Raw genomic sequence first — 15336 nt, 5'->3', positions numbered from 1 at the left:
CGGCCGGTGACGCGAAGACCTGTTGTGCCGCTTCACGCCTTTCGCCCCGCGCCCTCCCCGACATGGGGCGCGAAGGCGTCAGACGAAGCGGAAGACGAGAAGGAACCAGACCAGGCACACGCCGAGGCCGATCCAGAGATTGGCGTCCTCGCCGCCGAGCCCGACGAAGCCGAGGCAGATGAAGGCCGAGCCGAGCAGCGACAGGAACAAACGGTCGCCGCGCGTCGTCTCGAAGCGGAGCAAGCCGTAGCGCGGCCCCCCGCCCGGCGACACGGCCTCCCAGACGCCCATCAGGGCGATGAGGCCGGCGATGGCCACGAAGAAGATGGCGGTCGGCAGCGTCCAGGCCATCCAGGAAAAATCGGGCATGTCAGATCCTCCCGGAGAGGTTGGGGATGGTGTTGCGGGCGAACTCGGACAGTCGTGCCATGTCACACCCGCCCCAGGGCGAAGCCCTTGGCGATGTAGTTGCGCACGAACCAGATCACGATCGCGCCGGGGATAATGGTGAGGACGCCCGCCGCTGCCAGCACGCCCCAGTCCATGCCGGCGGCCGAGACGGTGCGCGTCATGATGGCGGAGATGGGCTTGGCCTCGGTCACCGTCAGCGTGCGCGCGATCAGGAGTTCGACCCAGGAGAACATGAAGCAGAAGAAGGCGGCGACGCCGATGCCGCTCGCGATCAGGGGCATGAAGATCTTCACGAAGAAGCGTGGGAAGGAATAGCCGTCGATATAGGCGGTCTCGTCGATCTCCTTCGGCACGCCCGACATGAAGCCTTCCAGAATCCAGACCGCCAGCGGCACGTTGAACAGGCAGTGCGCGAGCGCCACGGCGATATGCGTGTCGATCAGCCCGAAGGCGGAATAGAGCTGGAAGAAGGGCAGGGCGAAGACCGCCGGCGGCGCCATGCGATTGGTCAGCAGCCAGAAGAAGAGGTGCTTGTCGCCCAGGAACCGGTAGCGCGAGAAGGCGTAGGCGGCGGGCAGTGCGGCCGCCACCGAGATCACCATGTTCAGGACGACATAGGTGATGGAATTGACGTAGCCCATGTACCAGGACGGGTCGGTGAAGATCGTCCGGTAGTTGGCGAGCGTCGGCTCGGCGGGGAACAGCGAGAAGGCGCCGATGATCTCGCTGTTGGTCTTGAAGCTCATGTTGACGAGCCAATAGATCGGCACGAGCAGGAACAGGATGTAGACGATCGGGATCAGCGCCTTGGGCCGGAAGCCGCCCGAGGCCATGCGCGAGCGCGCCTTGATCGCGGCTTCCGAATGCAGCGCCGGCGGCAGCGCGGGCGCGCCGGCTTGTCCGAGGTCGGTCGCGCTCATCTCAAGCGTCTCCCTTGGAGGTGGGGCGATCCACGCCGGCATTGGTCATGACGGTGTAGAAGATCCAGGACAGGAGGAGGATGATGAGGAAGTAGACGAGGCTCATGGCCGCCGCCGGGCCGAGGTCGAACTGGCCCACCGCCATCTTCACCAGATCGATCGACAGGAAGGTGGTGGAGTTGCCGGGGCCGCCGCCGGTGACCACGAAAGGCTCGGTGTAGATCATGAAACTGTCCATGAAGCGCAGCAGCACGGCGATCAGCAGCACCCGTCCCATCTTCGGCAGCTGGATGTAGCGGAACACGGCCCAGCGCGAGGCGCCGTCGATCTTGGCGGCCTGATAATAAGCGTCGGGGATCGAGACGAGGCCGGCATAGCAAAGGAGCACGACGAGGCTCGTCCAGTGCCAGACATCCATGACGATCAGCGTCACCCAGGCGTCGAAGGAATTCTGCACGTAGTTGTAGGGAATGCCGAGGCTGGCCAGCGTGTGGCCGAGAAGGCCGATGTCGGAGCGCCCGAAGACCTGCCAGATCGTGCCCACGACGTTCCACGGAATGAGGAGCGGCAGCGCCATCAGCACGAGGCAGACCGGCACCCAGATGCCCTTCTTGGGCATGGCGAGCGCCACGAGAATACCGAGCGGCACCTCGATGGCGAGGATGATGGCGGAGAAGAGAAGGTTGCGCCAGAGCGCGTCGTGGAAGCGCGGCGAGGTCAGGATCTCGGTGAACCATTCCGTGCCGGCCCAGAAGAACTCGTTGTTTCCGAACGAGTCCTGAACGGAGTAGTTCACCACGGTCATCAGCGGGATCACCGCCGAGAAGGCGACCAGAACGAGAACCGGCAGGACCATGAGCCAGGCGCGGTTGTCATAGGTCTTGTTCATGTCAGGCCCTCCCTTCGACGAGCCAGGAATCGGCGTAGAGATGCAGGGCCTCCGGCGCGAAGGCGACGTCCGCCTCAGTGGGAACGGCCACCCCTTCCGGCACGATCGAGACGATCTTCTGCCCGTCCAACTCGGCGCGTACGACCCGCTCGGCGCCGAGATCCTCCACCCGGCGGACCTGCACCGGCAGACCTTGCCCGCGCGGCACGAGCCGCACGAATTCGGGCCGGATGCCGAGTTCGGTGCGCGCGCCGCTGGCCACCCGCGCGCCGCCGCCCAGGCGAACCCGCCCGCCGGCCAGAACAGCGTCCTCGCCCTCAAGCCGGCAGGGCAGGACGTTCATGCCCGGCGAGCCGATGAAATAGCCGACGAACGTGTGGCGCGGGCGCTCGAACAGCTCCTCGGGCGTGCCGATCTGCACGACCTGCCCCTCGGTCATCACCACGACCTTCTCGGCGAAGGTCAGCGCCTCGGTCTGGTCGTGGGTGACGTAGATCATCGTGGTGCGGAACTGGCGGTGCAGCTCCTTCAGCTGCGAGCGCAGCTGCCATTTCATGTGCGGGTCGATGACGGTCAGCGGCTCGTCGAACAGAATGGCGTTCACATCCGAGCGCACGAGGCCGCGCCCCAGCGAGATCTTCTGCTTCTCGTCGGCGGTGAGCCCCTGCGCCTTGCGCCCGGCCTTGGCCTCGAGCCCCAGCCGGCGCAGCATGTCGCCGACGCGCCGCTCGATCTCGGGCTTGGGGACCTTCCGGTTGCGCAAGGGGAAGGCGAGATTGTCCGCCACGCTCATCGTGTCGTAGATCACCGGAAACTGGAAGACCTGCGCGATGTTGCGCGCTTCCGGCGAGAGCGTCGTCACGTCCCGCTCGTCGAAGCGCAGCGTGCCTTCGGAGGGCGTCAAGAGGCCGGAAATAATGTTGAGAAGCGTCGTCTTCCCGCAGCCCGAGGGGCCGAGCAGCGCATAGGCGCCGCCGTCCTCGAACAGATGGTCGACCTCGCGCAGCGCGTAGGTGCCGGCCCTGGCGAGTTCGGGCGTGTAGGCGTGGCGAATATGGTCCAGGCGGATCGCGGCCATGGTCTGTCTCCTCAGGCCGCCAACCGGGCGGGTTCGCCGACCGCGCGCCCGCTCGCATCGAAGACGAGAAGCGCGGCGGGGTCGAAGTGAAGCGTGACCGCCTCGCCCGGCTCCACGCGCTGGATGCCGGGCAGAAGCGCGACGAGCCTTTGCCCCGCGACCTCGGCATGAACGAAGGTTTCCGAGCCCGTCACCTCGGCGATGACGGCCGTGCCCTGCATAGCGACCGAGCCGGGGCGGTTTGTCAGCGAAAGATGATGTGGGCGAAGGCCGATCTGGCAGGGCCCGTCCGGCAGCATCCGCGCCACGGGCGGCAGCGGCACGGAGAAACCGAGCGAAGAGGCCAGACCCTCCGCGCCCTTCACGGCGGAGGCGACGTTGAGCGGGGGATCGGAAAAGGTGCGGGCGGTGACGAGATCGGCCGGGCGTCGATAGACATTGGCCGTTGGCCCGAACTGGGTGATGCGGCCCTGGCTCATCGTCGCCGTGTTGCCGCCGAGCAGAAGCGCCTCGGTCGGCTCGGTCGTGGCATAGACGAAGACGGCGCCCGTTTCGGCGAAGATGCGCGGCAGTTCCTCGCGCAGTTCCTCGCGCAGCTTGTAGTCGAGATTGGCGAGCGGCTCGTCGAGCAGCACGAGATCGGCGCCCTTGACCAGGGCGCGCGCCAGCGCCGTGCGCTGCTGCTGGCCGCCGGAGAGGTTGAGCGGCGTGCGCTGGAGATAGGGCTCCAGCTTCATCAACTTGGCGGCGCGCGAAACGGCGGCGTCGATCTCCGCCTGCGAGCGACCGGCGACGCGCAGCGGCGAGGCGATGTTCTCGTAGACCGTGAAGGCGGGATAATTGATGAACTGCTGGTAGACCATCGCGACGTTGCGCCGGCGCACGGGCACGCCCGTCACGTCCACTCCATCGGCCAGGATGCGGCCCGATGTCGGCCGGTCGAGCCCGGCCATCAGGCGCATGAGGCTGGTCTTGCCCGCGAGCGTCGGCCCGAGAAGCACGTTCAGCGAGCCGCGTTCGAGGCGCAGCGACACGCGGTCGATATGCGTCTCGGCTCCGACCATGCGCGTCACGTCGATCAGTTCCAGCATCGAACCCTCCCAGGCCCACCCGTCGCGTTCGAGCCCTTTGGGTGCGCACAAGGGCACCGGGAAGGCTCGATCTGTCTGTTCTCAACCCTCGTCCAACACGGGAGCGATCTCGCTCCGGCCGGACATGTCCTCAGGCTCCCGCGCCTCCTGCCGCGCGTCGGAGCCTCGTTGTCCTCAAGCGGCGGCGGTCTTTCGGATCGCCACCAAACCTTCGATGGCCCGTTCCAGCGCCTCGACCTCCGTGGCCGAGAACCGCAGGCCGAGCTTGGATCGCCGCCAGAGCACGTCCTCGGCCGTGCGCGCCCATTCGCGCTCCACCAGCCAGCCGAGCTCGGCCTCGAAGAGGCCATGCCCGAGATCGCGGCCAAGACCGTTGCCTGCGATACCCAGCGCGTCCCGCCCATAGGCCGAGACCATGCGCGAGACCGTCGCCTGGTCCAGCGCGGGGGCGAGACGCGAAAGCTCCGCCTCGATCGCGCCGACGCCGTCGGTGGCGAAGTCGCCGCCGGGCAGGGGGCGGCTGCCTGTCCAGGGCGCGCCCTTGGCGCCGATGCGCTCGCCGATGCGCTCCAGCGCGTCTTCGGCCAGCTTGCGATAGGTGGTGATCTTGCCGCCGAAGCCGTTCAAAAGCCCCGCCTCGCCGCGCGCCGCATCGCCCTCGACCTTGAGGACATAGTCGCGCGTCGCCTCCTGCGCCTTGGAGGCGCCGTCGTCGAAGAGCGGGCGAACGCCGGAATAGGTCCAGACGATGTCGGCCCGCGTCACCGGGCGCTCGAAATAGTCCGAGGCGGCGCGGCAGAGATAGTCGGATTCCTCGTCCGTGATGGCGACCTTGGCCGGGTCGCCGTCATAGTCCCGGTCCGTCGTGCCGATCAGCGTGAAGTCGCGCTCGTAGGGAATGGCGAAGACGATGCGCTGGTCGGCGTTCTGGAAGATATAGGCGCGGTCGTGGTGGAAGAGCTTGCGCGTGACGATGTGCGAGCCCTGCACGAGGCGCACGTGCCGCGCCTCGCTCTGGCCGAGCGCGCGCTGGATCACGCGATCCACCCACGGCCCCGCCATGTTGACGAGGAAGCGCGCGGTGACCACCCGCTCAGTGCCGCCCGCGCGCCGGTCCCGCAGCCGGATGCGCCAGAGCGCGCCTTCGCGCCGGGCTTCGGTGACTTCCGTCCCGACCATGATCTCGGCGCCGCGCGCCTCGGCGTCCCGCGCGTTGAGCACCACCAGCCGCGCGTCGTCCACCCGCGCGTCGGAATATTCGAAGCCCTTGGTGAAGCCGGTCTTCAGCGGCGCGCCGAGCGGGCCGGCGAGATCGACGCCGCTCGTGGCCGGCAACTGCCGCCGCCCGCCGATATGATCGTAGAGAAACAGGCCGAGCCGCAGCAGCCAAGCCGGGCGCAGGCCCTTGTGATAGGGCAGCACGAAGCGCAGCGGGCGCACGATATGGGGCGCGATGCGCCAGAGCACCTCGCGCTCGGCCAGCGCCTCGCGCACCAGTCGGAACTCGTAGTGTTCGAGATAGCGCAATCCGCCATGGATCAGCTTGGTGGACCAGGAGGACGTGCCGGAGGCGAGGTCGTTCATCTCGGCGAGACCGACGCTGTAGCCGCGCCCGGCGGCGTCGCGCGCGATGCCGCAGCCGTTGATGCCCCCGCCGATAATGAAGACGTCGAACTGCGCCATGTCCGGTCCCGCTCACTTTCGCATCGCAGCATGTATTCGCCGGTTGCGAAATCTGATGCGACGATATCGAAAGGAAAACGAAAGTCAATCGCTCGTGATGGACGGAGTCTTGTCCCGCGACGCCACTTCGATCAGCCGGACCTGGGCGGCTTTGCAGACCTGCCGGAACTCCTCCACCGGGCAATGATCGGTCACGAACGTGCCGATCTCGCGGATATTGCCGATTCGCACCGAGGCCGTGCGCTCGAACTTGGTGGCGTCGGACACGAGGATCGTGTGGCGCGCATTGGCGATGATGGCCTGGGCGACGCGCACTTCGCGATAGTCGTAGTCGAGCAGCGTGCCGTCCGCCTCGATCGCGGACACGCCGATCACCGCGAAATCGACCCGAAACTGCTGGATGAAATCCACCGCCGCCTCGCCCACGATGCCGCCATCGGAGCGTCGCACCGTACCGCCCGCGATCACGACCTCGATCTCGGGGCAGGGGCGCAGCGTGGTTGCGACATTGATGTTGTTGGTCACCACCATCAGACCCTGGTGGCGCGACAAGGCCGTCGCGACGGCCTCCGTCGTGGTGCCGATATTGATGGTGAGCGAGGCGCCGTTGGGCACGAGATCGGCGACCGCCCTGCCGATCGCGGCCTTTTCACCGGCGGCGATCAGGCGGCGCGCGTCGTAGCCGACATTCTCCGCCCCGAAGGAGACCACCGCGCCGCCATGAATGCGGGACAGGAGGCGCCCGTCGCACAGGTCGTTGAGATCCTTGCGGATGGTCTGGACGCTGACCTCGAAGCGTTGCGACAGCTCGTCCACCTGCACGCGGCCCTGCCGGCGCGCGAGGTCCAGAATCTGGCTTTGGCGATCGGACAGCATGCGGGCCTCCGAAGAGTTGCGACCCTTCGGTCATAAACGAAAGTCCGCGCAGATAAAGCGAAACCGCCGAACGAAAGAGTGCGCATCGGGCCGGGGATGGAGTCTGACAATGAAGCGGAATGGGCGATCGCCTATGTCGAACAGCGATCGAACACCTTCACCGCATCGCTCGGCAGGCTGGGGGACGCCTGTGTGCGTGAACCGAACACTCTCTGCCGCACAAGGAGAGACGAGGCCCGCAAAGGCGTTGGACGCAGGAGATTACGAAGGCTTCGAAGGGGCGAGGAACCGGCAATTTCCAATGTAGCACCGCGCGGCTTGGGAATGCCTAAAGGCTGGGCCGGCGCCGCCGCCCGGCAAGCGGGTCGAGACGCGGTTCCGGCTGGAGGACGCTTGGCTTTTCGACCCGGCGGGCGCGCGCCTGCGGCCCTGACGGCCGCTCGGTTCAATCAGGCGACCACTCGGTGAGGGTGTTGTCCTCGTGGCGGAGCCTGAGGTTGAGGAGGCGCTCCAGCCCTTCCACACGCAGGCGCTCGCCCGCCGCGTCGCCGGCCAGATTACGCCGCTCTTCCGGGTCGCTCGCCAGATCGTAGATCGCAGGGGGCAGGCCGGGGAAGTGGACGTATTTCAGGCGCTCGGTGCGGACCACGTGCAGCGAAGCGAGTCGGTCCGTCAGCCCTTGCGGGGCCTCCGGCCGCCCCCGGACGAGATCGCGGAAGTCGAAGCTCCAATGGGCCGCGTCGCGCCAGCCGGCGGGCCGCTCGCCCCGGCAGAAGGGCCGGAGGCTTTCGCCGTCGACATTGGCGGGTGGGCGAAGGCCGGCGAAATCGAGAAGGGTCGGCAGGAGATCGATCGACTGGGTGACGGCGTCCACCACGCTGCCGCGCGCGGCGTCGGCCTCGGGCCGGGGGTCGCGCAGGATCAGCGGGATATGGGCCGACTGGTCGAAATAGCCGAGCTTGCCGAGGAGCCCGTGGTCGAACAATTGCTCGCCATGGTCGCCCGACAGGACGAGGAGCGTGCGCTCCCAGCGGCCCGCGGCCTTCAGCGCCGCGACGATGCGGCCGAGATGATGGTCCACCTCCGCCGCCATCCCGGCATAGGTGGCGCGAATGCGCCGAACGCTCGCCTCGTCGGCGGCGACCGCCGGGCCGGCAAGGCCGGGCGCGAAGTTGGACATATTTGTTCGCGCTTGATGGAAGGCGATCAGCGGATGCTGCGCTCCCTCTCGCGCGAAGGCGCCCCAGCCGATCGGCAGCGCGACGTCGGCGGGATCGACCAGCGAATGGAAGGGCTCGGCCACCGCGAAGGGCGGATGGGGCGCGATGAAGGAAAGATGCGCGAAGAAGGGCTCGGGGCCGGCGACCGAGAACCAGTCGAGAAAACGGTCCGTCAGAAAGGCGGTTTCGGAATCCTCCGCGTCGAACAGGGCCGGCGCGCCGAAGGGCCGCGCGGCGAAGATGGCGTCGCGCCCCCGCTCGGGATGCGGCACGGCGGCGCCACGCCGCTTGAGATGGGCGAGCCAGGGCGTCGCGCGCTCGGTCAGAAGCGTGTCCACTTCCAGGCCGGGGGCGACGCCCTCATAGTCGCCGATCGCGGGGTCGCCGGGCGGTAGCAGGCGCGGGTCGGCGGTCGTGTCGGTGTAGCCGAAAAGGCGCGGCCGGACGCCGGCGCGGCGCATCAGCGAGAACACGGTCGGGTGGCGCGCGTCGAGCGGCGTGCCGTTGAGGATCGAACGGTGCTTGTGCGGGTAGAGCCCGGTGTGCAGGCCCGCGCGGGCGGGGCCGCACGGATAGGCCTGCGTGTAATGGCGCCGAAACAAGACGCTGCCCTGCAGCAGCGCTTCGAGGTTCGGTAGCGCGACAGGCGCGCGGCCGGGCAAATGGTCGGCGCGCCATTGGTCGGCGGTGATGAAGAGAATGTCGTAGGTCAAAACGGGGCCCTCACAGCGGGAAGACATGGGCCTCCGCCGGGTCGATCGCCACATGAACCCGGTCGCCGGGATGAAAGTCGCCGACCGCGCGGCTCGGCCAGTCCACCTTCAAGCGAAGCGGGCCGTCCTCGCCGGGCAGCGAGAGACAGAAGCGCGTCGTCTGCCCCTGGAACAGACGGGCTTCGACGGTCGCCGCCTCGCCGTCGCCCCTCCGCGCTTCGGCGGACATCCTCAGCGCACACGAAGACGCCGGCGCGGCTCGCCCCCGAGGGCGCGGGGAAGCGGATCGCGCCGAGGCGCGCTTCGCCGTTCTCGGCGGCCAAGTCGAACCGGTTGCGCCCGCCGATGAAGCCGGCGCTGAAGGCGCTGGTGGGCCGGTCGTAGAGCTCGGCCGGGGCGGCGACCTGTTCGATACGCCCCGCGCGCATGACGACGACCCGGTCGGCCACGGCCAGCGCTTCGGCCTGATCGTGCGTGACGAGGATCGCGGTGATGCCGATGCTCTGCTGGATGCGCCGGATCTCGTCTCGCAGATGGTCGCGCACCACGGCGTCGAGCGCCGAAAGCGGCTCGTCCAGAAGTAGAACGGCCGGATCGGCCGCGAGCGCGCGGGCCAGCGCCGTGCGCTGCTGCTGGCCACCGGATAGCTGGTTGGGAGGGTGGTCGGCGCGCTCGGTGAGGCCCACCATTTCCAGAAGCTCGTCCGCCCGCTGGCGGATGCGCTGCGCGCTTGCGCCGCGCAGCTTCAGGGGAGAGCCGAACGTGCCCTGCGCGGCGGGGAGATCATCGCCCGTCGCGCGCAGGAGACCGAAGGCGATCACGAGAAGCGGCATGGCGAAGGGAATGGCGGCAAGTGTTTCGAGAACCGGGCGGATCGCCGGGTTGCGCACGCGCTGCCAATAGACCACCGGGGCGACAAGCAGGATCTCGATCACCGCCACGAGCACCGCGAGCCAGAGGGAGCGCCAGAGCACCTCGCGAAAGCGCGGATCGGCAAAGCCCTGTGCCCAATGGGAGAGCGTGTAGCCGTCCGGCAGGACGTTGGACGTCCAACGCGTCGCCAGACTGTAGAGCACCAAGGTCGCCATCGGCACGAGGATAGAGAGGGTCGCGACGAGCAGGAGCGGCCAGGCACCCCAGCTCGTGCCGCGCGCGGCGCCGGGCGCACTGCGCGTCAGCCGCAGGCGGCGGGATGGGGCGGGAAGGGTCACGTCAGCCATTTCAACCCCCGAGGGACGACGACGCGACAGAGCGTGAGGCTGATCATGGCGCAGAGCATGAGGATCACGGCCATGGCCGGCATGCGCTGGCTGCCGAAGAGCGAGCCCTGCAAAGTGCGGCTCATGCCGATCATGCCGACCGACCATGTGAAGATCAAAAGCCAGGAGGCGAGGAGAAAGGGCCGCAGCACCGGCCAACCGACATGACGCCAGAACTGGACGCCGATCGACAGGCGCCGCGCGGCCTACGCCTGCCGCTCGGTGAGGTCATGCTCCACCTCGTCGAAGGAGCTCAGCGCGATGCGGATCTTCGCCATCAGGCCTTCCGCCTCGGGCGCGACGCGCAAGGAGTGCCCGTCGCGCAGGAAGAGGCGCATCGGCGTGGCGGCCTCGAAGGCCTGAACCTGCGCCGAGACGGTCGGATCGCTGACGCCGATCTCCCGCGCCGCGCGCGAGAACTGCCCGGTGCGGGCCAAGGCCTCCACCCCGTGCAATTGCGGAATGGAAATGGCCATCTGCCGCTGATCCTCTTGCCGCCGAACAGGGCGACTTATGGGGGCAAGGCGAGGCGAAGAGCAAGCCGCGCGCCTCGCCGGACCCCGGACGGGAAGGGTCCTTTCGGAGCGAAGGCGCGAGTTCGAAGATCGAGCCGGCGGGCTCTTGACCGGAAAAGTTTACACGTGTAGCAATTTGCGGGCGTCGAAGGGAGAGCGGCGCTGACCGGTGGGTGAGGACCGAAGCTGGATCGACGAGGCGCCGGGCATGTCCGGTCTCGCGACGAGGCCGGTGCGACCGGCTCGCGCTTGCAGCAGTTCGGCGACGGATCGTTGTTTGGGAGGAAGGCATGAACCTGCAATCATGGGCTCTGGGCTGCGTCGCGGCTCTCGCGATCGTCTTGCCCGCACAGGCGCAGACGGTGCTTACCGTCGGGACCGTCAACAACAACGACATGATCCGCATGCAGCGGCTCACGCCGGAGTTCGAGGCGAAGCACCCCGACATCAAGATCAACTGGGTGACGCTCGAAGAGAACGTGCTGCGCCAGCGCGTGACCACCGACATCGCCACCAAGGGCGGCCAGTTCGACGTTCTGACGATCGGCAATTACGAGGCGCCGATCTGGGCCCGCAAGGACTGGCTCGCGCCGCTCGACAATCTGGGCGCGGCTTTCGACATCGACGGGCTCCTGCCGCCCGTGCGCGACGCGCTGTCGGTGAACGGCAAGCTCTTCGCCTCGCCCTTCTACGGCGAAAGCGTGCTGACGGCCTATCGCACGGACCTGATGCAGAAGGCCGGGCTGACCATGCCCGAGAAGCCTACCTGGAGCTTCATCACCCAGGCCGCCGAGAAGATGACCGACAAGTCGGCCGGGGTCTACGGCATCTGCCTTCGCGGCAAGCCGGGCTGGGGCGAGAACATGGCGTTCCTCGGAAGCCTCGCCCGCTCCTTCGGCGCCAACTATTTCGACGCCGCCTGGAAGCCGCAGTTCGAGTCGGAAGGCTGGAAGAAGGCGGTCGCCAGCTATGTCGAGACCATGCAGAAGTTCGGCCCGCCGGGCGCGGCGTCGAACGGCTTCAACGAGAATCTGTCGCTGTTCGCGCAGGGCAAGTGCGGCATGTGGATCGACGCCACGAGCCTTGGCTCCTTCGTGACCAACCCGCAGCAGAGCCAGGTCTCCGACAAGGTCGGCTTCACGGCCGCGCCCTGCGGCGTCGACAATTGCCCGAACGGCGGCGCGAACTGGCTCTGGGCCTGGTCGCTGGCGATCCCGGCTTCTTCGCAGAAGAAGGAAGCCGCCGAGACCTTCATCGCCTGGGCGACCGACAGCGACTATTCCAAGCTCGTCGCCGAGAAGGAAGGCTGGGGCAACGTTCCTCCGGGCACGCGGACCTCGCTCTACCAGAACGAAAACTACCTGAAGGCCGCGCCCTTCGCCGCCGAGACGCTGCGCTCCATGAACGCCGCCGACCCCTCGACCGGCCCCGACAAGCCCTATGTCGGCCTTCAGTTCGCCGCCATCCCCGAGTTCCAGGGGCTCGGCACGGCGGTGGGCCAGCAGATTGCCTCGGCGCTGTCGGGCACCATCACGGTGGATCAGGCGCTGGCCGCGGCCCAGTCGCAGGCCACGCGCGAGATGACCCGCGCGGGCTACATCAAGTAACGGCTTCGGGCGCCGGACATTTAGGTCCGGCGCCCGTTTCCCCCCAAACCGGCGCCGCAGCCGCAAGGCCGCCGGAACCCCTTTCCCGATCAGGATCGAACCAATGAAACTCGAGGGTAAGACCGCACTCGTCACGGGCGGAGCCCGGGGCATCGGGCTCGGCTTCGCGCAGGCCTTCGTTCGCGAAGGCGCCCGCGTCGTGATCGCCGACGTCAATATCGAGCGCGCCACGCAGGCGGCCGGGGAGATCGGCCCGCAGGCCCATGCCGTGCGGCTCGACGTCACCGATCTCGCCTCGATCGAGCGCGTCGTGGCCGAGGTGGACGAGGCCCATGGCGGCATCGACATCCTCGTGAACAACGCGGCGATCTTCGACATGGCGCCGATCACCGACATCACGCCCGAGAGCTACGAGCGGGTCCTGTCGGTCAACCTGAGAGGGCCGCTCTTCATGATGAAGGCGGTGTCCAACGCCATGATCGCGCGCAAGCGCGGCGGCAAGATCATCAACATGGCGAGCCAGGCCGGGCGCCGGGGCGAGGCGCTGGTTCTGCTCTACTGCGCCTCCAAGGCCGCCATCATCTCGGCCACGCAGTCCGCCGCGCTGGGCCTCGTGAAGCACGGCATCCAGGTCAACGCTATCGCCCCCGGCGTGGTGGACGGCGAGCATTGGGAGCAGGTGGACGCCGCCTTCGCCAAATGGGAGGGCCTCGCCCCCGGCGAGAAGAAGGCGGCGGTGGCGAAAAGCGTTCCGATCGGCCGCTTCGCCAAGCCCGAGGACATCGCGGGTCTCGCCGTCTTTCTCGCCTCCAGCGACAGCGACTACATCCTGGCGCAGACCTACAATGTCGACGGCGGCAACTGGATGAGCTGATCCCTTGGGGGTCCGCGCCATCCACCCTCTCTCGGGAGCCCAAGCATGAAGGCCGTTCAGTTCCAGTCCGAAGGCGTGGCCGTCGTCACCGATCTGCCGGTGGCCGCGATCCGGCCTCGACATGCCCTGGTGCGCATCAAGGCGTCGGGCCTCTGCCACACGGACATCGACATCCTGCATGGCCGATACGGGGCGGGCGCGTTTCCCATCGTTCCCGGCCACGAGTTCGCGGGTGTGGTGGAAGCGGTGGCCGACGACGTCTCGACGCTCGAAGTCGGCGCCCGCGTGGTGGCGGACCCCAACATCGCCTGCGGCCACTGCGCGTCCTGCCGCAAGGGGCTCGCCAATCTCTGCGAGCGGCTGGAAGCCTATGGGGTGACGCGGGACGGCGGCTTTGCCGAATATTGCCTCGTCGATGTCAGCCATCTCCACGACATCGGCGATCTCGCCTTCGACACGGCGGCGCTGGCCGAGCCCTTGGCTTGCGTGCTCAACGGGCTCGACGCGTCGGGCGTCACCGCGCCCGGCGGCCGCCGCCCTGAGGCGGCGCTGGTGATCGGCGCCGGGCCCATCGGCCTGCTTTTGGCCCTCGCGCTGAAAAGCGCCGGCGCCGGGCGCGTCGTCGTCGCCGACATCAACGAGCATCGTCTGGTCTTCGCGCAGTCGCTCGGCCTCGAGGCCATGGCGCCGGGGTCCTCCGCGCTGGAGGCGATGAAGCGCGGCTTCGACTTCGCGGCGGACGCGACGGGGGTCGCCAGCGTGGCCGCGACGCTGCCGAGCTATGCCGCCGATGGCGGCACGGTTCTTTTCTTCGGCGTCTGCGCGCCCGATGCGCGCATCGAAATCGCGCCGTTCGAAATCTTTCGCCGACAGCTGCGCCTCTGCGGCGCGCATTCGTTGAACGGGCAGATCGAGCGCGCCCTCGCGCTGTTGCGCAGCGATGTCGGCGGCATGAGCCGGCTCGTGTCGCACCGGCTTCCCTTGGACGAGGTCGGCCCCTTCTTTCGCAAGGGCGGAGCGGGTCCCGATACGATGAAGGTCCAGTTTTCGGCTTGAGAGATCGTTTGACAAGTTGCCGAACCGACCCCACCGGGTTGTCGAACGATCTCTGGGGAGGATGGCCGTGACGCCCAGGCAGCGGGTTCTCGAAACGCCGGTTCGCACGATGGAGGAGTTCTCCCTGTTCGTCGGCCTGTCGCGGCCGACCGTCTCGAAGTTCTTCAACGATCCGTCGAGCCTGAAGGACACGACGCGCCGGCGCATAGAGGCGGCGCTGACGACCTCGGGCTTTCATCCCAACATGCTGGCCGCCAACCTCGTGCGCCGCCGCTCCAACATCGTCGGCGTCATCGTTCCCGACCCCTCGGACCCGTTCTACGCGGCGCTGACGCGGCGCATGCAGACCATCGCCGGTGATGCGGGGTTTCAGGCCTTCGTGCTGTCGTCGGACGGCGATCAGGCCAAGGAGGTCCAGGCGGTGCGCACCCTGTCCTCCATGAGCGTGGCCGGCGCGGTGGTGGCGCCGTTGGGCGCCGCCCAGGCCGGCGGGTCGCAGGCACTGGAGCGGCTGGAGACGGACATCCCGCTCGTCTATGTCGATTCCGCGCCGTCCCATCCCGCAAGCTTCGTGGGGACGGACAATCGACGGTCCTTCGGTCTGATCGTCGACCATCTCTGCCGGACCGGCACGCCGCCCTGGTTTCTCGGCATGCCGGCGGTGAACGCCAACGCCTCGGACCGCGCCCGCGCCTATGAGGCCGCGATGCGCTCGCAAGGGTTGGAGCCGAAGTCGCTCGACCTGCCCGCGGCGCGGGACTGGGATTTCGAGCGCTTCGGGTTCGAGACCATGCGCATGGCGATCGAGGCCGGCTCCGTGAAGGGACGCACGATCCTGTGCGCCAACGACCGGCTGGCCTTTGGCGCGCTGGCCGCCGCCTGGCAGGCGGGCCTGAGGGTCGGCAGGGGCGAGGATTACCATCTGCGGATCGCCGGCCACGACGACCACCCGCTGTCGCGCTACACCTGCCCGCCGCTGACCACCGTGGCGCAGAACTACGACGAGATCGGCCGCCGGGCGATGGATATCCTGCTGCGGCGCATGGGCGGCGAGGTAGCGGACGACGCGGCCGAGGAGACGGTGCTTCTCGACGCTGAGATCGTCGAACGCCAGTCCGCCTGAACGAAATCACCCAAGGAGAAA

General features: G+C 68.0%; 15 protein-coding genes and 1 pseudogene. 4 read left to right on the top strand and 12 right to left on the bottom strand.

What is annotated here, in order from left to right; all coding sequences use genetic code 11:
• Positions 1 to 78: 78 nt before the first annotated feature.
• From M673_RS21460 to M673_RS21410, 12 genes and pseudogenes are all read right to left on the bottom strand, one after another.
• On the bottom strand, positions 79 to 369 hold the full coding sequence (locus M673_RS21460; protein WP_061978776.1) for a DUF2160 domain-containing protein: 291 nt from the start codon (positions 367 to 369) through the stop codon (positions 79 to 81).
• Between the two features lie 62 nt (positions 370 to 431).
• Positions 432 to 1244 carry a carbohydrate ABC transporter permease gene (locus M673_RS21455; protein ID WP_148640227.1) on the bottom strand — a complete coding sequence of 271 codons (813 nt, stop codon included), beginning with the start codon at positions 1242 to 1244 and terminating at the stop codon, positions 432 to 434.
• Between the two features lie 88 nt (positions 1245 to 1332).
• Positions 1333 to 2220, bottom strand: a complete 888-nt coding sequence (locus M673_RS21450) for a carbohydrate ABC transporter permease (protein ID WP_061978774.1) — start codon at positions 2218 to 2220, stop codon at positions 1333 to 1335.
• A gap of 1 nt (position 2221) precedes the next feature.
• Positions 2222 to 3298 (bottom strand): ABC transporter ATP-binding protein, encoded by a 1077-nt coding sequence (locus M673_RS21445; protein WP_061978773.1) that lies wholly within the window; start codon positions 3296 to 3298, stop codon positions 2222 to 2224.
• Between the two features lie 11 nt (positions 3299 to 3309).
• The gene (locus M673_RS21440; RefSeq protein ID WP_061978772.1) at positions 3310 to 4389 is read right to left on the bottom strand and encodes an ABC transporter ATP-binding protein; all 1080 of its coding nucleotides are present in this window, start codon (positions 4387 to 4389) and stop codon (positions 3310 to 3312) included.
• Between the two features lie 174 nt (positions 4390 to 4563).
• Complete coding sequence (glpD, locus tag M673_RS21435; RefSeq protein WP_061978771.1) at positions 4564 to 6072, bottom strand: glycerol-3-phosphate dehydrogenase; 1509 nt, start codon at positions 6070 to 6072, stop codon at positions 4564 to 4566.
• 84 nt (positions 6073 to 6156) lie between these two features.
• A complete protein-coding gene (locus M673_RS21430; protein WP_061978770.1) occupies positions 6157 to 6948 on the bottom strand; it encodes a DeoR/GlpR family DNA-binding transcription regulator in 792 nt (263 codons plus the stop codon).
• 445 nt (positions 6949 to 7393) lie between these two features.
• A complete protein-coding gene (locus M673_RS21425; RefSeq protein WP_061978769.1) occupies positions 7394 to 8908 on the bottom strand; it encodes a sulfatase-like hydrolase/transferase in 1515 nt (504 codons plus the stop codon).
• Positions 8892 to 9110, bottom strand: coding sequence for a TOBE domain-containing protein (locus tag M673_RS25230; RefSeq protein ID WP_061978768.1), 219 nt, complete (start codon positions 9108 to 9110; stop codon positions 8892 to 8894). The genes M673_RS21425 and M673_RS25230 overlap by 17 nt, the downstream gene beginning before the upstream one ends.
• A 394-nt stretch (positions 9111 to 9504) precedes the next feature.
• Positions 9505 to 9570: pseudogene (locus tag M673_RS25225) on the bottom strand (hypothetical protein); the annotation flags it as partial.
• A 518-nt stretch (positions 9571 to 10088) separates the two neighbouring features.
• Complete coding sequence (locus M673_RS24365; RefSeq protein ID WP_148640219.1) at positions 10089 to 10292, bottom strand: hypothetical protein; 204 nt, start codon at positions 10290 to 10292, stop codon at positions 10089 to 10091.
• A gap of 54 nt (positions 10293 to 10346) precedes the next feature.
• A complete protein-coding gene (locus M673_RS21410; RefSeq protein WP_061978766.1) occupies positions 10347 to 10616 on the bottom strand; it encodes a helix-turn-helix domain-containing protein in 270 nt (89 codons plus the stop codon).
• A gap of 329 nt (positions 10617 to 10945) precedes the next feature.
• Between M673_RS21410 and M673_RS21405 the strand changes: the two genes are divergently transcribed.
• The 4 genes from M673_RS21405 to M673_RS21390 all read left to right on the top strand — a co-directional run bounded on the left by M673_RS21405 (position 10946) and on the right by M673_RS21390 (position 15315).
• A complete protein-coding gene (locus M673_RS21405; RefSeq protein WP_061978765.1) occupies positions 10946 to 12262 on the top strand; it encodes an ABC transporter substrate-binding protein in 1317 nt (438 codons plus the stop codon).
• Between the two features lie 103 nt (positions 12263 to 12365).
• Positions 12366 to 13136, top strand: a complete 771-nt coding sequence (locus M673_RS21400) for an L-iditol 2-dehydrogenase (RefSeq protein WP_061978764.1) — start codon at positions 12366 to 12368, stop codon at positions 13134 to 13136.
• 45 nt (positions 13137 to 13181) lie between these two features.
• The gene (locus M673_RS21395) at positions 13182 to 14192 is read left to right on the top strand and encodes a zinc-dependent alcohol dehydrogenase family protein (protein WP_061978763.1); all 1011 of its coding nucleotides are present in this window, start codon (positions 13182 to 13184) and stop codon (positions 14190 to 14192) included.
• A gap of 109 nt (positions 14193 to 14301) precedes the next feature.
• Complete coding sequence (locus M673_RS21390; RefSeq protein WP_061978959.1) at positions 14302 to 15315, top strand: LacI family DNA-binding transcriptional regulator; 1014 nt, start codon at positions 14302 to 14304, stop codon at positions 15313 to 15315.
• Positions 15316 to 15336: the final 21 nt, after the last annotated feature.

Origin of the sequence: Aureimonas sp. AU20 (assembly GCF_001442755.1) — a bacterium.
Taxonomy (GTDB): Bacteria; Pseudomonadota; Alphaproteobacteria; order Rhizobiales; family Rhizobiaceae; genus Aureimonas.
The sequence above is the reverse complement of the archived record's forward strand: the minus strand, read 5'-3'. Positions and strand labels throughout refer to the sequence as shown.

Coding starts and splice junctions, on each gene's coding strand:
- glpD (WP_061978771.1), bottom strand. CDS start 6,072: ATGGCGCAGTTCGACGTCTTCATTATCGGCGGGGGCATCAACGGCTGC.
- M673_RS21405 (WP_061978765.1), top strand. CDS start 10,946: ATGAACCTGCAATCATGGGCTCTGGGCTGCGTCGCGGCTCTCGCGATC.
- M673_RS25230 (WP_061978768.1), bottom strand. CDS start 9,110: ATGTCCGCCGAAGCGCGGAGGGGCGACGGCGAGGCGGCGACCGTCGAA.
- M673_RS21455 (WP_148640227.1), bottom strand. CDS start 1,244: ATGGCCTCGGGCGGCTTCCGGCCCAAGGCGCTGATCCCGATCGTCTAC.
- M673_RS21440 (WP_061978772.1), bottom strand. CDS start 4,389: ATGCTGGAACTGATCGACGTGACGCGCATGGTCGGAGCCGAGACGCAT.
- M673_RS21445 (WP_061978773.1), bottom strand. CDS start 3,298: ATGGCCGCGATCCGCCTGGACCATATTCGCCACGCCTACACGCCCGAA.
- M673_RS21450 (WP_061978774.1), bottom strand. CDS start 2,220: ATGAACAAGACCTATGACAACCGCGCCTGGCTCATGGTCCTGCCGGTT.
- M673_RS21425 (WP_061978769.1), bottom strand. CDS start 8,908: ATGTCTTCCCGCTGTGAGGGCCCCGTTTTGACCTACGACATTCTCTTC.
- M673_RS21410 (WP_061978766.1), bottom strand. CDS start 10,616: ATGGCCATTTCCATTCCGCAATTGCACGGGGTGGAGGCCTTGGCCCGC.
- M673_RS21400 (WP_061978764.1), top strand. CDS start 12,366: ATGAAACTCGAGGGTAAGACCGCACTCGTCACGGGCGGAGCCCGGGGC.
- M673_RS21460 (WP_061978776.1), bottom strand. CDS start 369: ATGCCCGATTTTTCCTGGATGGCCTGGACGCTGCCGACCGCCATCTTC.
- M673_RS21395 (WP_061978763.1), top strand. CDS start 13,182: ATGAAGGCCGTTCAGTTCCAGTCCGAAGGCGTGGCCGTCGTCACCGAT.
- M673_RS21430 (WP_061978770.1), bottom strand. CDS start 6,948: ATGCTGTCCGATCGCCAAAGCCAGATTCTGGACCTCGCGCGCCGGCAG.
- M673_RS21390 (WP_061978959.1), top strand. CDS start 14,302: ATGGAGGAGTTCTCCCTGTTCGTCGGCCTGTCGCGGCCGACCGTCTCG.